The sequence below is a fragment of the Colwellia sp. BRX10-3 genome (genome assembly GCF_014077505.1).
GTDB lineage: Bacteria > Pseudomonadota > Gammaproteobacteria > Enterobacterales > Alteromonadaceae > Cognaticolwellia.
On record NZ_JACGWA010000001.1, the window covers coordinates 705,351 to 726,642 of the forward strand.

At 38.9% G+C, this 21,292-nt stretch carries 22 protein-coding genes; 1 reads left to right on the top strand and 21 read right to left on the bottom strand.

The genetic code is table 11. The features are described 5' to 3' along the window. Nucleotides 1-15: 15 nt before the first annotated feature. From H4J38_RS17350 to H4J38_RS03070, 13 genes are all read right to left on the bottom strand, one after another. Nucleotides 16-504: a prepilin-type N-terminal cleavage/methylation domain-containing protein gene (locus H4J38_RS17350; protein ID WP_182129305.1), complete on the bottom strand. Its 489-nt coding sequence runs from the start codon at nt 502-504 to the stop codon at nt 16-18. Nucleotides 505-775: 271 nt separating this feature from the next. Beyond that, nucleotides 776-1,273: a prepilin-type N-terminal cleavage/methylation domain-containing protein gene (locus H4J38_RS17355; protein ID WP_182129307.1), complete on the bottom strand. Its 498-nt coding sequence runs from the start codon at nt 1,271-1,273 to the stop codon at nt 776-778. Between the two features lie 24 nt (nt 1,274-1,297). Continuing rightward, nucleotides 1,298-1,915, bottom strand: coding sequence for a type II secretion system protein (locus tag H4J38_RS03020; protein WP_182129309.1), 618 nt, complete (start codon nt 1,913-1,915; stop codon nt 1,298-1,300). A gap of 122 nt (nt 1,916-2,037) precedes the next feature. Next, on the bottom strand, nt 2,038-2,544 hold the full coding sequence (locus tag H4J38_RS03025; RefSeq protein ID WP_182129311.1) for a hypothetical protein: 507 nt from the start codon (nt 2,542-2,544) through the stop codon (nt 2,038-2,040). A gap of 28 nt (nt 2,545-2,572) precedes the next feature. Continuing rightward, nucleotides 2,573-3,811: a type II secretion system F family protein gene (locus H4J38_RS03030; protein WP_182129313.1), complete on the bottom strand. Its 1,239-nt coding sequence runs from the start codon at nt 3,809-3,811 to the stop codon at nt 2,573-2,575. Between the two features lie 11 nt (nt 3,812-3,822). After that, nucleotides 3,823-5,538 (bottom strand): GspE/PulE family protein, encoded by a 1,716-nt coding sequence (locus tag H4J38_RS03035; RefSeq protein WP_182129315.1) that lies wholly within the window; start codon nt 5,536-5,538, stop codon nt 3,823-3,825. 1 nt (nt 5,539) lies between these two features. Next, a complete protein-coding gene (locus H4J38_RS03040) occupies nt 5,540-6,706 on the bottom strand; it encodes a lipopolysaccharide assembly protein LapB (protein WP_182129317.1) in 1,167 nt (388 codons plus the stop codon). Then, the gene (locus H4J38_RS03045; protein WP_182129319.1) at nt 6,703-7,611 is read right to left on the bottom strand and encodes an ExeA family protein; all 909 of its coding nucleotides are present in this window, start codon (nt 7,609-7,611) and stop codon (nt 6,703-6,705) included. Before H4J38_RS03045 ends, H4J38_RS03040 begins: the two co-directional genes overlap by 4 nt. 11 nt (nt 7,612-7,622) lie before the next feature. Further along, nucleotides 7,623-9,329: a pilus (MSHA type) biogenesis protein MshL gene (gene mshL, locus H4J38_RS03050; protein WP_259365368.1), complete on the bottom strand. Its 1,707-nt coding sequence runs from the start codon at nt 9,327-9,329 to the stop codon at nt 7,623-7,625. Next, the gene (locus H4J38_RS03055) at nt 9,326-9,607 is read right to left on the bottom strand and encodes a hypothetical protein (RefSeq protein ID WP_220465396.1); all 282 of its coding nucleotides are present in this window, start codon (nt 9,605-9,607) and stop codon (nt 9,326-9,328) included. The genes mshL and H4J38_RS03055 overlap by 4 nt, the downstream gene beginning before the upstream one ends. A gap of 28 nt (nt 9,608-9,635) precedes the next feature. Further along, nucleotides 9,636-10,352, bottom strand: coding sequence for a type II secretion system protein GspM (gspM, locus tag H4J38_RS03060; RefSeq protein ID WP_182129323.1), 717 nt, complete (start codon nt 10,350-10,352; stop codon nt 9,636-9,638). Nucleotides 10,353-10,356: 4 nt separating this feature from the next. Continuing rightward, entirely contained in the window at nt 10,357-10,953 is a 597-nt protein-coding gene (locus H4J38_RS03065; protein WP_182129325.1) for a PilN domain-containing protein, read from the bottom strand. Between the two features lies 1 nt (nt 10,954). Further along, the gene (locus H4J38_RS03070; protein WP_182129327.1) at nt 10,955-11,854 is read right to left on the bottom strand and encodes a hypothetical protein; all 900 of its coding nucleotides are present in this window, start codon (nt 11,852-11,854) and stop codon (nt 10,955-10,957) included. Nucleotides 11,855-11,961: 107 nt separating this feature from the next. Between H4J38_RS03070 and H4J38_RS03075 the strand changes: the two genes are divergently transcribed. Continuing rightward, a complete protein-coding gene (locus tag H4J38_RS03075; protein ID WP_182129329.1) occupies nt 11,962-12,906 on the top strand; it encodes a 1-aminocyclopropane-1-carboxylate deaminase/D-cysteine desulfhydrase in 945 nt (314 codons plus the stop codon). Here the strand turns inward: H4J38_RS03075 and H4J38_RS03080 are convergent. The 8 genes from H4J38_RS03080 to H4J38_RS03115 form a co-directional block, all read right to left on the bottom strand. Beyond that, nucleotides 12,860-14,710: an EAL domain-containing protein gene (locus tag H4J38_RS03080; RefSeq protein ID WP_182129331.1), complete on the bottom strand. Its 1,851-nt coding sequence runs from the start codon at nt 14,708-14,710 to the stop codon at nt 12,860-12,862. The two genes, H4J38_RS03075 and H4J38_RS03080, sit on opposite strands and share 47 nt — an antisense overlap. A gap of 332 nt (nt 14,711-15,042) precedes the next feature. Then, complete coding sequence (gene rplI, locus H4J38_RS03085; protein WP_081150055.1) at nt 15,043-15,495, bottom strand: 50S ribosomal protein L9; 453 nt, start codon at nt 15,493-15,495, stop codon at nt 15,043-15,045. Nucleotides 15,496-15,515: 20 nt separating this feature from the next. Next, the gene (gene rpsR / locus H4J38_RS03090) at nt 15,516-15,743 is read right to left on the bottom strand and encodes a 30S ribosomal protein S18 (protein WP_182129333.1); all 228 of its coding nucleotides are present in this window, start codon (nt 15,741-15,743) and stop codon (nt 15,516-15,518) included. 65 nt (nt 15,744-15,808) lie between these two features. After that, complete coding sequence (gene priB, locus H4J38_RS03095; RefSeq protein ID WP_182129335.1) at nt 15,809-16,123, bottom strand: primosomal replication protein N; 315 nt, start codon at nt 16,121-16,123, stop codon at nt 15,809-15,811. A gap of 35 nt (nt 16,124-16,158) precedes the next feature. Continuing rightward, nucleotides 16,159-16,605, bottom strand: coding sequence for a 30S ribosomal protein S6 (rpsF, locus tag H4J38_RS03100; protein WP_126670225.1), 447 nt, complete (start codon nt 16,603-16,605; stop codon nt 16,159-16,161). Nucleotides 16,606-16,959: 354 nt separating this feature from the next. Then, nucleotides 16,960-17,718, bottom strand: coding sequence for a 23S rRNA (guanosine(2251)-2'-O)-methyltransferase RlmB (rlmB, locus tag H4J38_RS03105; RefSeq protein WP_182129337.1), 759 nt, complete (start codon nt 17,716-17,718; stop codon nt 16,960-16,962). A 198-nt stretch (nt 17,719-17,916) separates the two neighbouring features. Further along, the gene (gene rnr / locus H4J38_RS03110) at nt 17,917-20,382 is read right to left on the bottom strand and encodes a ribonuclease R (protein ID WP_182129339.1); all 2,466 of its coding nucleotides are present in this window, start codon (nt 20,380-20,382) and stop codon (nt 17,917-17,919) included. Nucleotides 20,383-20,553: 171 nt separating this feature from the next. Further along, complete coding sequence (locus H4J38_RS03115; protein WP_182129341.1) at nt 20,554-21,171, bottom strand: tetratricopeptide repeat protein; 618 nt, start codon at nt 21,169-21,171, stop codon at nt 20,554-20,556. Nucleotides 21,172-21,292: the final 121 nt, after the last annotated feature.

Below are 21,292 nucleotides of genomic sequence, written 5' to 3' on the forward strand. Positions count from 1 at the left end.
ACTCGTCCGTAATATTTAAACGCACTTGTTTAATGTAAATGTTGGTGGTGTATTTTGATCTTTAGCAACTTTGTAATAAAGCATGCATGGGTCATTAAAGCTGGTAGGCTGCGAATTTTCACTACGGTAAATAATTAAGGTATTTTCTGATGTTGAATTAACAATAAGATAGCTAAAATTATCGTCAAGTTTAATAATTCGTTTCCAATCAGTTAACTTGGCAAAAGGGTAGCCGTATCTAACAAAAATTTCGCCATTGCTACTAAAACCGCCACCATCGCCAATATTAATTGCGCCCGTGGACTCCTTATGATTACCTTGAACAAGCGACTTACTATGAACCATAGCAGCCGCACCTTGCATCGTCGCTTTAACACCTTGCAATGTCGCAGTTTGCGCCTCCGCCTTCAAATTAATAAATTTTGGCGCAGCTGTAGCAGCCAAAATGCCAAGAATGACAATAACAACCACTAACTCAATTAAAGTAAACCCTTTGGTATTCATTTATACAACCTTGAAAAATCACACTACTGACTAACATGATGATTAACTGTTTAATCACAAATGATGTTAATCAATTTATCACATTAAATGATGCTGATATATTGATATGAAGCATAATATATCTAACAATAGATTGCCATTTTCAACCTTTGTAACCACAGCTCGCGCTAACAAGTTTAGCATTTTCTAAATACAAGCTAGCCTTTAAAGGTTATTCTGGCTATAAAAAAGGAGAGCATAGCTCTCCCTCTAAAATGATTATTTTAATAGCTTAACAAGAGGTAACATCTAATGCTGTCTTCGCCGGAGTAACTACCGCGCCTGTTTTAGAAGCATTCGTGTAAGTAACTTTACATGCGGTAGTACCGCTATGGCTAAATACACCTGCTGCATAAGTTATAGCTGTACCGTCGTCTAAGTCAATAAGCTTGTTAACTCCCCAGCCATTACCTGCAGTACCAGCAGGAGTGCCTGCACCAGCTGCTGTTGGATAGCCGTATACTAACGCGAAAACCTCACCATTAACTGTCACTTCACCTGTTGCACCAGTTTGATTACTCACAAGTGCTTTAGCATGCGCCATATTAATTGCGCTATTGACACTACCTTGAACGCCTTTTATTACCGCGCCTCTAGCATCACCCGTTAAATCGATAAATTTAGGTGCAGCAGTTGCTGCTAAAATACCTAAAATAACAATAACAACCACTAATTCAATTAGGGTAAAACCTGTTTGCTTACTAAAACTATTATTTGTTAACTTCTTCATAACATAAACCTTTATTATTAATAATTAATTATTGTTGATATAAACAATCACTGAACTGTTGGCGGGTTGGTAAGTAAAACTGTTACCTGTAATTGTCGACACACCTGGGTCGGCAAAGCTACCGTTACTATCTTTGTTTAATGTCTCTTTTAAATAATAGTGACATAAGGTTGTCGCACCGCTACCAGATTTAGCTGCTAAGTAATCCATAGAGCGATCACTATTTAACGTGGCAATAGCATCGGTTAAACGTGGTGGCTGTTGAAAAATATTTTGCCAAATATCAACACAGTTTGCCGAGGTAAAATTAGTATCTAGCGTGTCGCCTGAAGCACCTCCAGCGACCGTTGACACAACATAACCTGGACGAATACCCGTAGCTTCTGTTGTCAAAATTAAATTTGAGCCATCATAATCAACTGTATTTTTGCCACTTACATCTTTTGGTCGAGCTTCAGCTTCCCATTGCGCACGTGCGAGTGAAACAGCTGTAGCGAAACCACCTGCCATGCCTTCAATATTTGCTTGTTTTGCTTGATCAGTTAAGTCGAGGAATTTAGGAATTGCGGTAACCGCCAAAAAACCTAGGATCACAACCACAATAACTAATTCTATGAGGGTAAAACCTGACTGTTTATTCATAACGACCTCTTAACTATTATATTAATTTTATTCTAACAACGAAATACCAACAAAGTCACTTACTTAGTGATATTTTACCTAAATATTTAAAAAAGACCGTAAAAACACCTTGTTAATTTCGTTTAATATGCTGATTTAACCTCACTCACTTTGCCATTATGGCGATGGTAAGTGAAATACTCGCCACTTGATAAACTATATTGGCAATTCGGCACTATTTGGTTTTCATATTCAACTAACACCGCACCTACAGGCTCTTTCATGTATAATAATGGGGCTTCCATGACATATTGCCAGATAATTTGGCATGACAAAGATGCATTTTTGGTATCTACCCACCCCGATTTGTTAACTTCAATTTTCACCATGCGACCACCGTCAGCTTGTATTTGGCTACTTTCAACATTAACAGTACTTGGTTGTAAATCCATAAACCATTGAGCGCGAATACCAGTAACTCGCGCTGAAAAAACTTGTGCTATTGATTCAAAACCGGCTCGGGTTATTTGTTCTTGCTGTTTAAAAAAATAAAAAATAAAACTCGCCATCAACACGGCTACAAGCACAATCACCACGAGAATTTCTGTGAGTGACTTTTCATTTTTTTCTGCAACTTGTAGTGATGTCATGGGTTTATCATCCTAAAAGCTAACAATGCTACTTACCTTGGAATGCTGACATCATATCCCACATTGGGCTGAATATACCTAAGGCTAACACTAGCACCATGGCAGCAACAATCGCGATCATAATCGGCTCAATGCGCGCAGTAAGGGTGCTAAGCTCGTAATCTACTTCTCGCTCATAATAATCACCCACTTCTGCGAGCAGTTCGTCAACACGTCCAGTTTCTTCCCCAACAGCAACCATTTGTAGCACTAAAGGTGTAAATAACTTACTGGCAACTGACGAGCGTAATAAGCTTTCACCACTTTCAATACTCGTGCGCATGGCCATAATTTTATCTTGCATATAAGTATTATCGACAGCGTCAGCCACGAGCGACAAGCCCGATGTCATTGGAACACCCGCACGTAATATTATCGCAAAACTGTGGGCAAACCGTGACAAAATTGAACGTTCGATAACGCCACCAACAACTGGCAGTTTTAATTTTTGTTTATCCCAAAAATACATGCCTGTGGGGGTTTTTAAATAATGTCGTAATGAAAAAAATCCAACCACACTGGCAACTAACATATGAGGCCAATAATTTAGAAAAAAGTTTGAGCTACTAATTAGCATTTTTGTTGACCAGGGTAAATCAGCGCCTAGCTTGGTAAACATGTCAGCAAAAGTGGGGATAACGAAAATATTTAAAATAACTAAAGCTGCTACCAACGCAATCAACACAAAACTTGGATAACGCAAGGCAGTTTTAATGCGTTTACGGGTTTCTTGCTCGCGTTCGAAATAGCCAGCGAGCTTTAAAAATGCGTCGTCAAGATTACCGGTATTTTCGCCCACGTGAACAAGAGAGACAAATAATGGCGTGAATATTTTTGGGTGTTTATGCAAAGTAGTAGAGAGTGGAAAACCGCCTTCTAGTTGCGTTGATATATCAGTTAACGCTGATTTTAATTTTACCGAGGTACTTGATTCAGCCATACCCTTTATGGCTCTAAGAATAGGAACACCTGATTTTACTAAAGCATACATTTGTCGACAAAAAACGATTAAATCATCAAGCGTAACTTGATTAAGACCTAATAGCTCACTGATATCGACATTATTAGGGGTAGCTTCTGCATTGGCTATTTTTGCACTTTCTATTGATATTGGAATAATGCGACTACGGGACAATTGCTCCGCAACCACAGCGGAATTCGCCGCTTCTATAGCACCTTTTACTTGGCTACCACTGGCGTCTCGTCCAATATAATTAAATGCTGGCATAATATTATTGCTTATCCTGTGACATCGATGGTTTCAACTAAACGCAGTACTTCTTCAACACTGGTTACACCTAGCTTAGCATAATCAAAAGCGGCCAACGCTAAAGGCCTAAACCCTGGATGTTGTTTAGCTGCTTGTGTGAACGCTTCAGTATCCTCACGCTTTAAAGCCGCCATCATAGGCTCATTCATTTCCAACAGTTCAAATACACCTATGCGGCCTTTATAACCTGTATGTTGGCATGTTTGACAACCACGGCCATGACTGAACTCAATTTCTTTGATATTTTCATCAACTAGGTTTGATAGCCACATCAATTCTTGGTCATCGGGTTGATAAACCTGACGACAACTATCGCAAACTTTACGTACTAAGCGCTGGGCGATAATCGCACGCAATGAACTACCGACTAGGAAGCCGGCGGCGCCCATATCTAAAAGACGTAAAGCACTGGTAATAGCATCATTAGTATGTAGTGTTGATAACACTAAGTGACCTGTTAATGCACCTCGTAAACCTATTTCAACAGTTTCTTGATCACGCATTTCACCCACCATTAAAATATCGGGATCTTGTCGTAAAGCGGTACGTAATACACTGGAAAAAGTAAGGTTGATTTTACTATTAATTTGTACCTGATTAACACGAGGTAAGCGATATTCTACAGGATCTTCTACCGTGATAATTTTCTTACTGGCTTTATTGAGTTCACTTAATGCCGCATACAAGGTGGTGGTTTTACCACTACCTGTAGGACCTGTAACTAGTACCATACCGTGTGGACGTGAAATTTGATGGCGAATTCGCTTAACAAAATGCTCAGGCATGCCGGTTTCATCTAGCGATAACAAACCCGCCGACTGATCAAGTAAACGCATGACCACAGACTCACCATATTGCACAGGCATTGTTGACATACGAACATCAACATTATGGCCATTAATTTTTAGATTAAATCGTCCATCTTGCGGTAAGCGCTTTTCAGATATATCTAGGCCTGCCATTAGTTTCAAGCGTAATACCATTGCCGAGGCAATTTTATTTTCTTTCAAAATATTTTCTTGCAGTACACCGTCAATACGTTGTCGAATGCGTAGCGAGTTTTCATCTGGTTCTATATGAACATCAGATGCTCGCATCTGCACGGCGTCTTCAAACACTGATTGTAATAATTTACCAACCGTCGCATCACCGCCTTCTTCAAGGAAATTATTGGATAAGTCAAAGTCGCTACTTTGATCGTATTCTTCCTCTAATTGGCTAGCGAAAGATTCTATATCTGCAGTACGTCGGTATAAACCGTCAAAGGCATTAAAGAGTTGTGATTCCATCACAACAGCTAGATTCAAACGTTTAGGTGCTAGCATTTGTTCTAGTTGATCAAGGGCACTTAAATCCGCTGGGTCACTCATACCAATGAGAACAGAGTCTCCTTGATCTTCAATAATAATGGCGCGTAAACGTCTTGCGTGAACTTCTGGCAATAATAAAGCGACTTCAGATGAAATTCTGCGATTGCTTAAATCTAAAAATGGTACATCTAATTGTTGCGCAAAGAATTCTAATAACTGCCGCTCAGTGATGTGCCCTAACTCAATTAAGGTATCCCCGAGTTTCCTACCACTGGTTTTTTGGCTGTTTAGCGCCTGCATTAGTTGTTCATTGCTAATAATGTGTTCGTGAACAAGTAAATCGCCCAAACGCATTTTTAATTTAGGTGCTGCCATATTATTCTCCTAACTCTATCAGGCGTTGTCGCGCAAATTGCATTGCACTGGTAGATAAATTATTACGTGCAATTGATTGTTTATATGCGTCTCTTGCTGGCACAAACATGCCAAGGCTATCTAATGAAACCGCCACGCCTAACCACCATCGCCCAACATCAGGCTCAAGCGTTATTAATTTTTTATAAGCAATAATAGCACTGTTATGCTCATTTAATTCTGCAGAGACATTGGCTAACAATATTTGTATTTCACTACTATTGCTATTATTGACTGGCCTTAACATCTTATATGCTTCTCTAGCCTGACCTTGTTCGTAGTAAATTCGAGCACTCATTAAACGCATTTCTTCTGCTTTTGGTGCTAAGGCAATACCTTGCGACAAGAGGTTAACTGCATCTTGATAATACCTTTTACCATACCACAGCGCCGCAAGTTGTTTTCGCGCGGTTTCATGCTCAGGCATAACTAGCAGTACTTCCTCAAATAACGATTCAGCTTTGGCAATATCATTACGCTCCATTGCTTGCTCAGCTTCAGTAATTTTATTTGCTGCCAATGCTTGTGGTGATAATTGCGTGCGGGAAATAGTTAAACTTGATTTAGCGGGAACAGTTTCATTAACTTGTTCAGCATTAACAACCGCCTTGGTTACTTCAACAGGTGCGACAATAACAACCGGGTCATGCTTTTCTGGCACTATTGAGGGTAAACTTTTGTGTTTACTTGTTTTATTAACAATACTCGTTACCGTATTGTCATCTTTGATATTAGTTCTTATGGTGGCTGATTGTGGCACTTTTGCAAAATCATCAACCTCTTCAGATACATGTTTTATTACTGTTGACGTAATAGGAAGCGTTTGTATTTCCACTGCGGCTTCTGCGTTTAAAGCAGCTACTGTATTTGATTGAGCATTTACTAATTTTTGTTTATGTTCAAGCGTTATCGCTTCTTGTTGTGCTTGCGATTTTAATTGCTTATTTTCACTGTAAAGTTGCCATCCAAGTATACCAACAACGTTAAAAACAATAATTATAGCGACAATCACTAGTACTGATTTAGTGCTTGAGCTTTTTGCTAGCAAAGGTACCGAAACATTAGCAGCATCTTGTTGATCGCTCTGACGCTTGTCTAAATCTTTTAACATTTGGTTTATTACACTCATACCAACATCCCAAAAATATTGCTTGAAAAGTATAAGCCAGCCAAAACTGTAGCAATCAACAAGCTAATTAAATAAAATTTTCGTGGCGCTTTCTGTTGTAAGCCTTCGGTGTCTTGTATGGCTCTGTTTAAATGTTTATTAGTCAGCTTATAACTGCCTTCACCATAGCCGAGCATTAGCATTTTATGGCAAATAATATTAACCAACCTCGGAATGCCGTCGCTGACATTAGCCACTTTTGTTGCCAAGGAGCGACTAAATAAATTTGGCCCCTTATGACCGGCAACTTGTAATCTATGCTGAATATAATAGTCAACCTCACGCGCATTCATTGCACGTAATTTATAAGAAAATGTAATTCGCTGCTTTAGTTGACGAAATGCTTTTTCAGCTAGCCTTTCATCTAATTCAGGCTGAGCAAATAAAACCACTTGTAATAATTTGCGAGTTTCGGTTTCAAGGTTGGTAAATAATCGCAGCGCCTCAAGACTTTCCGAGGGCAACGCTTGTGCTTCATCAAGTATTAACACCACTGAATGCCCCCTCACGTGTAACTCCAACAATCGTTGTTGAATACGTTGAGTTAAAAGCTCAGCCGAGATACTTTGTGCCTGTTTAGCGCCCAGTTCAACCGCTACTGCACGGCGTAATTCATCTGGTTTTAAATAAGGGTTGGGAATATAAGCGGTGACAAAATGCTCAGGAATTTCATTTAATAATTTACGACACATCAAGGTTTTACCTGTGCCCACTTCACCAACAACTTTGATAAAGCCTTCGCCAGTTTTTAGCGCTGTAAGCAGTACCGCTAGAGCCTCATTATGAGACTCTAATCCCAAATAAAAACTAGTATTTGGAGTCAGAGTAAAAGGTAATTCCCTTAAGCCAAAGTGGATCAAATACATAATGTGTTAACTTAATTACTAGCGGCGTTTGCATCCGCATCTTCTGGAAACCATTGTTTTAACAAAGCACGTGCATCTTGCAATTGATTCTTCCAAGTGTCTTGCCCGATAACAATAGGTTTAAGTAAAATAACCAACTCTTTCTTTTGAACTGATTCACTTTTACTTTTAAATAATGCGCCCATAATTGGGATATCGCCGAAGAAAGGCGTTTTAGATTCTATATCAACTTTGCGTGTTTCAATTAGTCCGCCAATCACAACAATTTCACCTGACTTAGCGCGAATAATAGTATCAGATTCACGCACGCTGCTTTGTGCTAACGGTAATACAATATCTTGATCACTTAATCGGATAGTTTTCGTTTGCTCGGCGGTAATTGTCACCGATGGGTGAATATGCAAAATAACTTCGCCATCAGCATCAATTTGCGGCGTTACATCAAGAGCAATACCGGAGAAAAAAGGTGTTAGGTCAATTTCTGGTGTAGTCGTAGTTGACGTACCCGTTGTGGTTGTACTGGAAACATCAGTAACAAAATATTCATCTTCACCAACTTTGATGATCGCTTTTTGATTATTTGTCGCAGTAATTCTTGGGCTAGAAAGCACCTGCACATTACCCTGCGTGGATAATAAATCAATTACACCACTAAAATCTTTATTCAAGAAGCTTAAGCTAGTTACACCACCAATGGCAGATGAAATAGCATTACCCGCAATATTGCCCGTCGTTGAAAAGCCAATATCTGTGCTTTGAATATGGCCTAATACTTGGTCCCACTTTACACCTTGTTGGTAGTCATCATTTAAAGTGACTTCCATTATTTTTGCTTCAATAATAACCTGGCGACGCAAGTGCTCTTCAGTACTTTCAATAAAACGTTTAACAGCGGCGATTTCAGCAGGCAGTGCTTTAATTGTAACTAAGCCAGCTTGTGGTGACACAATAACAGAGCGCCCACCTTCATCACCAACTAATGCACTTAAAGTTTCTTTTAATTCAGTCCAGAAGTCAGATTCATTTTCGGTATAAATATTTACACCACTGCTACTACTCTGATTGCCATTACCGTTTTGATTATTATTGTTGCCACCGCTATTGCCGCCATTATTATTGTTGCCGCTGTTGCCACTTGAATTACTGCTATTAGGGTCGTTTTCAGAAACGCCACCAGAGTTAATACTAGTGCTAGAAATACCACTGCGTTTAACATACAAATAGTCTAACGGAATAGTTTCAGTGCGAATGCCCGCAGGATAGACTTGAATGACACGCCCTTCACGACGAATATCGTAACCGTAGAGTGATTCAATTACGTCAAGTGTTTCATCTAACGTAACATTTTTTAAATTTAACGTGATCGTGCCTGTAACATCAGGATGAACGGCGATACTGTATGATGAATCATCAACAATAGCTGCGAAAAACTGATCAGCTGCAACACCACTGGCGGCAATTTCTAAGCGTTTTTCTGCCAATAAACCATGGCGTGCTTGCTGAATTTCTTTTTGCATAAGCTCTTGGCGAACAGAGTTTGGTAAAGCTTGTAACGGCTTAGGTGCTGCTGGCTTATTCGATTGTGCAATCGCTTCATCTAACGCTTGTGTTACATCGGTTGGTGGCTTAGGTGCTGATTGACAGCCCACGAGTACGATTACCGCTGAGCAGCATAATAATTTCATTTGGTGTTTTTTATTTTTAATTATTTTATTCATTTTGAGTTCGCTATTACACCTGAAAATAATGATAATTCCATTCTACCCTGTGGTGAATCTAACACCACCCCATTTACATTGATTGCAATCAAATCAAAGCCTTTATATTTGTCGCCAACATTAAGTACTTGGCCATTAATAATCGCTTTTCTTTTATTATTACTTTCGATAATTGACTGCAAAACTAAAGCTGCTCTCTTTTCACTGCTATTGACTGATGCAACTGCGCCAAAAGGCCTAGTTGGATCAACTTGTTGGCTGTTTACATATTGGGACATAAATAGCACAAATAAAACGAGGATGATTTTATACACCAATAAACTCCTTAGACGTGCTTAAACTATAGATTTCAATTTCTAGCTCGCTTAACGGATACGCTTTTAATTGATAATCAAACTCTTGCCAGAAAAACTTCCAAGATAAACTCTCTAATTGTGTTAAATAATCTTTTAATTGAAAGTATTGTCCTTGCAGCTTAATTTTAATGCCATGACGATATAAATGTAATTGCTTAGTATGCGCTTGCGTTGCATCTACCCGCACAGTTGCTATTTCATCTTTTTTATTGTCATTTTTAGCTGCTGTTTGCACTTTGTCATCAGATACCGGGCTTGCGGGAAGTACTTCAAATGAAAGTAACTTAACGCCCTTTTGCAATTTTAATAACTTGATCAAGGCGTAGCGCATTTGAATGGGGTCAATTAAATCTGAGGTTAACGCGAGCAATTTCTCATCAATACCGCCAAGTTTAGCTTGATATTGTAATAACTCTTTCTGCAAGGCAATGTTAGGATCTTCGCGCAATGCCTGCTCTAACACTTGAATAGAACTCTGCATATTCGCATTACTTTGCTGAGTTTGTAAAACTTGCTTATTCAACGTTTCAATGCGTTGAATCGATTCATCCATAAATAAACTATACAAAATAAACACTATCGCCACTAGGCCCGAAGCAATAATCAAATATTGCTCTCGCGGTGTCGTATTATTGAATTTTTCACTGTATGTTGACCACTGTGTCATAGTGCTACTCTCCTTTACTTGGTGCAGAGCTAACAACAAACTCAGTTAATTTTTGTTCATTTTCAGTTAAAGAGAAATTAATAAATCGCTTACCAGAAAGAAATGTTGATGATTCGAAACCAGACAACCAATTAGGTACGGCATCAGGTGTACGTGCTATGCCCGAGAATGTCATATTACCATTACCAATCTTCACTTTTTGCAAACTAATGTTTTTATCGTGTAATTCGGCTAATTCTGCCATTGCACTAGAAAAACCAGCACTATAAGTTTTTGTTGGGTCAGTTAATTGTTCATGTAAATATTCTTTATTAGCAATAACTAACTTAATAGTATTTAGCTCTGTAAGCAATTTAGTGTCTTGGCGATTATTGCTAATGGCTGATTCTAACTTTGCTAATTTTGATACCTGAGCATTGTTTAGCGAGTTTATTGTTGCAAATTCCGCATTTAAGTTATTGACTTGCAGTTGAACAATAAAAATTAACGCAAGCATAACAACCAGAGCAGTTACCCAAAGTGTGACAACTCGATTAAGTGTCCATAGCGCTTGTGCCGGCAGCAGGTCAGCCTGTAATAGGTTGATTGAATGTTTAGCCATTTTAGTTTGGCTCCATAAAATTTAACTGCGTGGCGCCAATAGCCACCGCACTACCTCGTAAACTTTCTAGCGTAGTAGGCATGGTAAATAACTTAACCTCTACATTGGTGTTCTCCGCCAACTTACGGGCTAAGAATGCTTCTTTTTCAACAGGTAGTAAAATTTCAATCGCTTTGATTGGCGCTTGTTTTAATTGTCGTTCAAAATAATCGGTAGAACGTTGAATTTCTAAACTTAAGGCGTCAATAACACCCATGCTTAATTCATCTTCAGTCTTATTTGCTATTTGTGCAAAGCCACGCAAACGTCGACTAAAAAACAATTGACCATTTTTAATAATTAAAAGGTTGATTTCTTCATTAGGCTGCTGGCAAACCAGTAACACTGCGTCTTGTTGCAATGGTAATAAGCTTGCAAATGCAAACTCTTCAATGGTTATACTGCTAATATTTAACTGTTCATCGGTGAATGTGGTGACTAGATCAATCAAATCATTTTTAGCAACACAAACAACGTTAATTTTTTCATGCCCCCCAGCTAAAGTTGGACCATCAAAATAATCCAAAATCATATTCTCAGGTGCAATACTCACTAAGTCTTTTATCTGCCACTTCAAAGCAGCATTCATTTCCGCGGCCGGCACGTTAGGTTTTTCAACCTGCACAATTTGCGTATGGGCGTGCGCTAATACCAAATGACATTGCCCTGATAGCGACTGAGCTTTTAAAAAAACCTTCAGTGCCTTTGAAGTTGAATTGCCTTTATTATCAACAACATCACTTTTATTTCCATTAGTTTTTTTTGCAAAATAACTAATGGATTGCTGTCGTAAAGATACACCGACTAAATCAGTGGATTTTACTTTTGAGAAAACATTTCTGATACGTGTAATAATTGACATTAAGCGATATTATTAATCTATTCATCTACAACCGTAAAGCCATTATCGCTGATTCTATTTTCGGCGCAAGTGTTTTAATTACTTCATTATTTTGAGTTACAAAACTTATGCCTCCTTTATCAGTTTTACAGCCAATTACACACCCTATTTTTACTCAACATAAATTAACTGTGCAAGTTAAGCGTGACGATCAAATTGATGGCATTATTTCTGGAAATAAATGGCGTAAACTTAAATACAACTTACTACATGCAAAATCCATTGGTGCTAAAGGCGTTATTACATTTGGCGGTTGTTTTTCAAATCATATTCATGCTTGTGCGTTTGCCTGCCAACAGCAGCAGTTGCCCGTTATTGGTATTATCCGAGGGGAAGATAATCATCAAGATAATTACACCTTAGCCTGGGCAAAAAATTGGGGCATGCAGCTATCTTTTGTTGACCGAAAAAGCTATCGCCTGCGCCATGATGAACATTATTTACAACAATTACAGCAACAATACCCTGACCACCTTATTATCCCTGAAGGTGGCAGTAATTCATTAGCGTTAACTGGTGTAGCTGAAGTTATTAATGAACTAAACCAACAAAGCGAGTTTGATACGTTAATAACACCGGTAGGGAGTGGCGGTACGCTAGCAGGCCTTATTGTCGGCGATAAATCGCAGCATAATTTACTGGGAATTGCAGTACTAAAACAACAAGATTACCTAGAAAATGAAGTAAAGGCCTTATTACCCAGCAGAAGTAAAAATGCGCATAATTGGCGCATAGCGCATGAATTTCATCGAGGTGGTTACGCCAAGTTTAGTCCGCAAGATGCAGAAAAAATACGTAACTTTAGTGACATCGTCGGTATTGGTTTTGAGCCAGTTTATTCAGGAAAAATGATTTTAGCACTCCTCGAACTGATAGAGTCTGGTTATTTTCCAGCTCATCATCGTATTGTGCTTTTGCATACGGGTGGCCTGCAAGGTTTAGCGGGAATGTTTGAACGAGGTTTACTTAATCAAGATGAATGGCCTTCGCTACCTGTGCCACCGGTTCAGTAAAAAAGTGTCCTTGGCCACCTTTGACACCCAATTGAAGTAAAGTACGCCATTCGGCTTGTTTTTCAACACCTAAAGCATAAACCGGAACATTTTTGGCCGCAGCTAAGGTTTTCAAGCTTTGGATAAACACTTGGTTTTCTGATTTTTTATCTATATCAATTACAATACTACGGTGTAATTTCATCGCATATATTGGGCATACATTAATATAGTTTGCGCTAACTACGTACTGACCCACCTTATCAGCAATAATTTTTACCCCGGCACAACTTAAAGCCGCTATCGCTGGCTGCAATTCAGCTAAATGGTTAACCAACTGATATTCGCTAATTTCAATCATTAGCTTGTCTTTTACTTTAGGAAAACCACGTGCTACGGATAAAAACTTGTCAGTAAAGCCTTTTGACAACAGCGAGTCGATAGAAATATTAATACTACAATGGTCTTGTTGGTCTTTTTCATAAGCTAACACACGACAAACCTGCTCGAGGATGAGTAGATCTATTGGCACCGTGAGTCCACATTTTTTTGCCATGGGAAAGAAAACACGTGCACTGATCAAAGCGCCATTTTTATCTCTGACCTTAGACAACACTTCATGATGTAAAACCTTAGCACTATCGCTTGCGATAACAGGCTGAAAAAAAATAACGAAACCATTACCATTGATTGCTGCATTAAGAAAAGTTCGCCACTTTAAAGACCCTTTCGCTTTAACTTCTTCTAACTCGCCAGCTTCAAACATAAACCATTGAGATGGACCTTGCAGCTGTGCTGAGCGCAACGCCATATCAGCTTCTGACATTATTTGATAAGGCACTTGGTCATAACCAAAATAACTGATGCCAATATGAACAAACTCTTCTTGATTAATACCTATAGGGGTCACGACAGTTTGTAAATTTTTTATTAATCGATCTGCTAGTTTCTCAACTTCCTGAATAAAGACACTGGGTAGTAATACTGATAGTTCATAATCACTATGCCGCGCAAGAAAATAGCTTGGTTGCCCCTGTAACCTTTGCTTAGTGACTTGAATAAGCGTTAATAAAAGTGACATCGCTTGCTGGTAGCCATATAAATTTTGTATCAGTTCTATTTCTTTAAATTGGATCAAAAGTACCGCACCTTGGGCATCTTCCTCTTTAAGAAATGCTTGCAACCTATTATCGAAAAATGCCCGGTTACCAATGCGAGTTTCTTGATCAAGCAAGGCGCTGGAGCGAATACTTTGATCCCAGGCTGTATCACTCGCAACATTATCACTTATTTGTTGCTGTAATTGATGAATGGCCGAAGTAATAACGCTGGTTTCTTGCGACGATTTGTCAATAATAACTTCATTAGCGAAGCCTTGAATTATCGTGAGATTCGCCCAATTTTCCAATTGTTGTAAAGGTTTAAGAATTATTGCTAATTGTTGTTGTAATATTTTGCGCAGCACCAAGCCTGTAACAAGTAATATAAATGTAAAACAAAGTAGTAATGGTGAGGTAAAAACAAGATAAATTGGCTGCTGAAAACTTAAATACCAACGACTGTTCGCAATTGCTAATTGACGTGCGCCGTTTTCTTTCTCTAACACTAACCGACCAAATTGGGCGTTAGATAGAGCCGTAGTAATGGCATAGTTATTTAGTTGTTGCTCATTGAGTGTTAATGATTCTAACTCTTGGTGCTGAGTATTCTGCGCTTGATAAACTGCTATCACCGAAAAAATACAAACCAAGATATAAAGCACTGTCATCATAATAAACAGCGTTTTTAGCTTGATTCTTTCTATTAGTTTAGCCTTCGACAACATGAGCACTCCATCGCTGAGTAAATCGTTATATTAGACTGATAACAGCGCTTTGATGATCTGTTAAATATAACGTTCAGATTAAGCCTATTGTAGTTGATAAATACATTAATATATTTTTAATTACACATAGGTACTCTATTATCGGCAAATAAACTCAATTCTTAACTTTACTGGCCGAAATAAGCGCTTAAATAAATGCTATTCCAGCAATTCATCCTTTTAAATAAGGTTATTCCCAATTTAACAAATTGATAGAAGCAATTATTTTGAGCATAAAAAAACCTGAATTCATGACGAATTCAGGTTTTTCATTACACGATTACTAGCAGCAATTAAGCTTGAGCAATAACAACAACTTTAATTGTTGCATCTACATCGTTGTGCACGTGAATTACGATATCGAATTCACCTGTTTCACGAATGCTACCTAAAGGTAAACGTACTTCAGCTTTAACAACTTCAACACCAGCTTCAGTAATTGCATCAGCAATATCACGTGTACCAATTGAACCGAATAATTTACCTTCATCACCCGCTTTAGAAGCGATAGTGATTTCAGCTAATTCAGTTAATTTAGCAGCACGTGCTTCAGAAGCACTAAGTTGCTCAGCTAATTTTTTCTCTAAGTCAGCGCGACGAGCTTCAAAATGCTCAACGTTTGCTTTAGAGGCAAAAACAGCTTTGCCTTTTGGTAGTAAAAAGTTACGAGCGTAACCAGATTTAACTGTTACCTTGTCACCAAGGCCGCCTAATTTGGCGATTTTATCAAGAAGTATTACTTCCATTTTCAAAACCCCTTATTAGGTTACTTATGTAAATCAGTATATGGTAATAATGCTAAGTAACGAGCACGCTTGATCGCACGACCAAGTTGACGTTGATATTTAGCACTTGTACCAGTAATACGGCTAGGAACAATTTTACCACTTTCAGTGATATAGTTTCTTAGTACAGCTGTATCTTTATAATCGATTGCAACAGCACCTTCTGCCGAAAAACGGCAGAACTTACGACGTCTAAAAAAACGAGACATGGATTTCTCCTAATATGGCTTACTTTATTCAGGTGAAAATCACCGTTAAATATGTATAGCCTAAATTAAATCATTTCAATTTGTTGGGCATGTAACACTAAAAGCGGATTTCCGTTTCTAGATTCATGACGGTTTATAAAACCAGTCACTCTAACATTACAGCCTTCAATTAAATCACGAGTTAAGTGTTGTGACACTTTGCCGGTTGCAACAACTTGTATCCGAACAAACGCTTGCCTGTTCATGCCTGCTTCATTTTGTATGGACTTGTGGTCCATTGAAAACTGACAGTGCTGAATACCCGCTGGGCTAGTTGACGTTTTAGGTGGTTTTACCACATGTCCGGTCAATACTAAGCAATTCTCTTGGCTACTATTCATAAGAAGTCATAGACAGAGAGTTGGTCACAGGTTACTTATTCTTCGCTCGCAGCTTCTTCTGCTTTAGGTGCTTCAGCAACTGGTGCTTCAACATCTGATGCTTCAGTAGCTGGTGCGTCAGTAACCTCTTTCTTCACTTCGCGACGCTCATCACGACGGTCTTCTTTAGCAACAGCCATAGCTGAAGCTTCAGTAACCGCGTCTTTAGTGCGCATGATCATGTTACGTATAACAACATCGTTATAACGGAAAGAAGTTTCTAATTCATCAATAGCTGCTTGTGGCGCTTCAATGTTAATTAAAACATAGTGTGCTTTGTGCAATTTATTGATTGGGTAAGCTAATTGGCGACGGCCCCAGTCTTCAAGACGGTGGATTTTGCCTTCAGCATTAGTGACGATGTCACTGTAACGCTGAATCATAGCTGGTACTTGTTCACTCTGATCAGGGTGAACCATAAATACGATTTCGTAATGACGCATTACGAGCTCCTTACGGTTGTAGCCTCATTGTCTGGCTCAGCCAACACCAGTTGAGGCAAGGAACAAAAGTTCAGGCTGAATTAAGGACGCGTATTGTAGGGAAAATAAGCAAAAAAGGCAAGAAGATGCTTCATATAGTTTATTTGTTCAATTTTAAACTTAGTATTCATTCACTTAGCAGGGTTTTGGCACTCATCTGAATAGGCTAAAATCCGCTGAATTTCGATGGTTGAGTGGCTTATCCATTAACTAAGAACAATTAAAGACTGTATTTGAAAATACATATATAAGATAAGTTTCAGCTGAATTCTCCAAATGAAGACAAATTCAGCTGCAGATATATATAACGGTTAGTTAAACCACTAGCCGTTGGCGTACGATTTCAAATAAACAGATACCGGTTGCCACAGATACGTTTAAACTTGAAACACTACCAGCCATAGGTAATTTAACTAATTGGTCGCAATTTTCGCGTGTTAAACGGCGCATACCTTTTCCTTCAGCGCCCATTACCAATGCCATTGGGCCAGCTAATTTTACATCGTAAAGACAAGTATCTGTTTCTCCCGCCGTACCAATAATCCATACGCCCATTTGTTGCAAGGCTTTCATGGTTCTTGATAAATTGGTTACTTGCACTAATGGCACACTTTCGGCGGCGCCAACAGCAACTTTACGCACGGTTGCGGTTAAACGAGCAGCGTTATCTTTGGGCACTATAATCGCTTGCACACCGGCAGCATCGGCGTTACGCAGACATGCTCCTAAGTTATGCGGGTCAGTAACACCATCTAATATCAATAAAAATGGCGCTTGTTTTTTACGTTCGGCTTCAGCAAGAATATCTTCTAAATCGGCTTCAGTGAAAACCTTACCAGGTTTAACTCGAGCCACAACACCTTGATGCTGATCACCTTCACTTTTATCATCCAATACTTTGCGGCTCGCCATTTGTGCAGGGATACCGTATTGTTGCGCTAAGTTAATAATTGGCATTAAACGGTCGTCTTCACGACCTTTCAATAGCCACAATTCGATAAATCTTTCAGGTGCGTGCTCAATCAGGGCTTTTACTGCGTGGATACCAAATACTAATTCTTCTTGCTTTGCCATAAAATTATTTTCTTTCTCTATTAAATCAGTTAATTATGAGACATTAGGACTGTGATACCTTCATCCTAAATCTATTAATCGTCAGCCAGTTAAGCTTTTACTTTGTGAGAAGTTTTATTTCTTTCTCATTTAATCAATCACTTTAAAAGTAAGTTTGCATTGTATTTTTAGCACAACAGCCAACTAAAGCTTTATTAGTTAATCATCTGTTTTTCGGGCATTTTTACCCGGGCGTTTTTTTCTTGCCTTGCGCTTTTTCGCTTTAGTGGTCGTTTTATCGCTAGCTTTTTCGGCAGTTTTAACAGGCTTTTTACTTGGCTTAGCTTTTTCATCAAAACTAGCTTTTGCGTCTTGTGAGGCTGACTTTCCAGCGCTACGCTTACCGCGTTTATGTTTATCTGAGCTTTTGCTTTTTGCCTGTGGTTTAGCACGTTTTATAACGGCATTTGCACCGGCCAATGCTAAATCAATTTTTTTCTCGTCAAGATTAACGGCGGCCACTTGTACTTCTACCGTATCGCCAATGTGATACTTAGCGCCGGTATTTTCACCTGTTAAACACATGCGTACATCATCAAAGTGATAATAGTCATGACCTAACGAGGTTATATGCACTAAACCTTCGATGTGTAAGTCGGCTAAACGCACAAATAAACCAAAGTTGGTCACGGTTGATATGACACCCGTAAATGTATCACCAACATGATCTTGCATATATTCACATTTCAGCCAATCTGAGACATCACGCGTGGCATCGTCAGCACGACGTTCAGTCATAGAACAATGTTCGCCAAGTTCTATTACCGCTTCAGGTGTATAGCTATGCGCGCCAGCATTGGCTTGATCTTTAGCTTGCTCATTTAAAATCGCTTTAATAACACGATGCACCACTAAATCGGGGTAACGACGTATTGGCGAAGTAAAATGGCTATATGATGGTAATGCTAAACCAAAGTGACCAATGTTGTCGCTTTGATAAACCGCTTGGCGCATTGAACGCAATAGCATGGTTTGAATAAGCTCTTGATCAGGACGGCCAGCAATTTTTTCTAAAATATGGCAATAGTCTTTCGGCTCAGGTTGTGCTTTACGCTCACCCATAGAAGATAAGTCAAGCCCAAGCTCGTTGACGTAGCTGATAAAATTATTATATTTATCTTCGCTAGGCTTATCATGTACACGGAATAAACCGGGCTTTTTATGTTTTTCAATAAACTCTGCCGTGGCGACGTTGGCTAAAATCATACATTCTTCAATGATTTTATGTGCGTCGTTACGCACCATTGCCACGATAGATTCTATTTTTCTGTCGCTGTTAAAAAGAAACTGCGACTCAGTCGTTTCAAAGGCAATGGCACCGCGTTTTGTTCGAGCGGCGCTTAACACGTGATACATGGCATTTAAGTTTTCTAAATCAGGTATCAGTGCTTGATATTGTGTGCGTAATTCTGCACGGAAGTCTTCGTCTTTTTGCTCAGGATTTACGCCTAAAATAGTCGCCACTTTACTGTACGTAAAACGCGCTTTAGAGCGCATTACCGCTGGATAAAATTTAGCCTCAGAGAGTTCTCCCGATGCGCTAATACTCATTTCACAAACCATACACAGTCTGTCAACATCTGGATTTAATGAACACAGCCCATTGGAAAGCTTTTCCGGTAACATGGGAATAACTTGACTAGGAAAATAAACTGAATTACCACGAGAGATTGCTTCTTCATCTAATGCGGTTTTATCACGCACATAGTAACTAACATCAGCTATTGCCACCCATAACGTCCAACCACCATCGGGATTAGGTTTACAATAAACCGCATCATCAAAATCTCGTGCATCTTCACCATCAATGGTAACTAAGGGTAAATCTCGAAGATCAACTCTAGGTGCTTTTGCAGACTCTTCAACTTCATCAGCAATACCGCTAACTTCGGCAATAACTTCTGACGAAAATTGATTGGGAAGATCATGCTCACGCAAGGCAATTTCGATTTCCATACCGGGCGCCATATGCTCACCGAGTACTTCAACTACTTCACCAACCGCATTTGAACGCTTTGTTGGCCTTTGAATAATGTTAACTACCACGACTTCGCCATGGCGAGCGCCTAATTTTTTATCTGGTTGAATGACAATTTCTTGTTGAATGCGGGCATCATCTGGCACAACACAGGCGATATGATGATCGACATAAAAACGACCAACAACACCAGCGGTGCGTGGCTTTATAACATCGAGTATTTTTACTTCTTTACGACCTTTGCGGTCTGTGCGATCCAATAATATTGCTTCTGCAATATCGCCATGGATAACACGTTTCATTTCATAAGAAGAAATATAAAAATCTTTATCGCCATTATCTGGAGAGAAAAAGCCAAAACCATCACGATGACCAATAACTTTACCCGTTAAGACATCACTACGGTTTGCTATGGCATATTGCTTAAATTTATTAAAAACAATTTGTCCGCTATTTTCCATGGCGCGCAAACGATGCTTCATGCCCACTATCATATCGTCATCAGTGTATTGCAATTGATTAACAAGGGATTTAAAGGTGGGTGGGATGTTTGATTTTTCGATTAGCGACAATAGCATTTCACGACTCGCTACTGGCTTGTCATATTTGTCAGCTTCGCGCTGTTTGTGTGGGTCTTTTTCGGTCACATTTATTCAATAATGGTTTTTTTTTAAGTATATCGCAGATTAGCTATATACCCAAGCCACTTCAATATGCAGGCTTGGGTATATTTAAGTGATATAGGTATTCAATAAGCAAGATAAAAACCGAAAACCTTAACAAAGCTAAGCTTTGTAACTATTTGTCAACTGAGGCGGTTAATACTTTCCGCTAATGGCGGCATTAACTACTCGTTCGGGCATTTTTTGCGCTAGTTTTGCTAAATGCTGAGCGATAATTTTATGCTCTTTTTTATCATCAGTAACTGATTGATGCAATTGCATGTATAACTGAGGGAAGTCCAATGGGCTACCATGACCAGCTAAATACATATCGGCTAACCTAAGCTGTGCTTTTAAGTTATGCAATGCTGCCGACTCTTTTAGAAAAATAATGGCTTGGTTTATATCGACTTGAACAAATTTTCCAACATGATAATAACGACCCATTTGCTCTAAAGCTTCTGATAAACCCTGATCGGCTGACGCTTGCATATAATGTAAACCTAAAGCCACATCTTTTTTCACACAAACACCATAGGCAAGCATATCGCCCCAAAGAAACTCATATGAAGGCATCTTAGATTTTACCGCCCGTGCTTCAATATCCTGCACCAACTGACAATCATCAATAACCACTTGACTTAAGTGCTTGTTTTCTTTTATTAAATCAAGTAATACGTTATCACTATAAATTTGTACAGCGGTCAATTCAGCAGCAGAAGCGCTAATAACATAGGTTATTGTAAATAAGATAGCGATGAGTAGTTTTTGCATAATGCCTCTTTGCACTTGGATGTAATTCTAGTGACGTCATTGTTTATATCGACAGGTACCATAAATAACTTAGCAAATTGCGCATAGTAATTTATTGACACATGCAGCCAAATTACTTTTA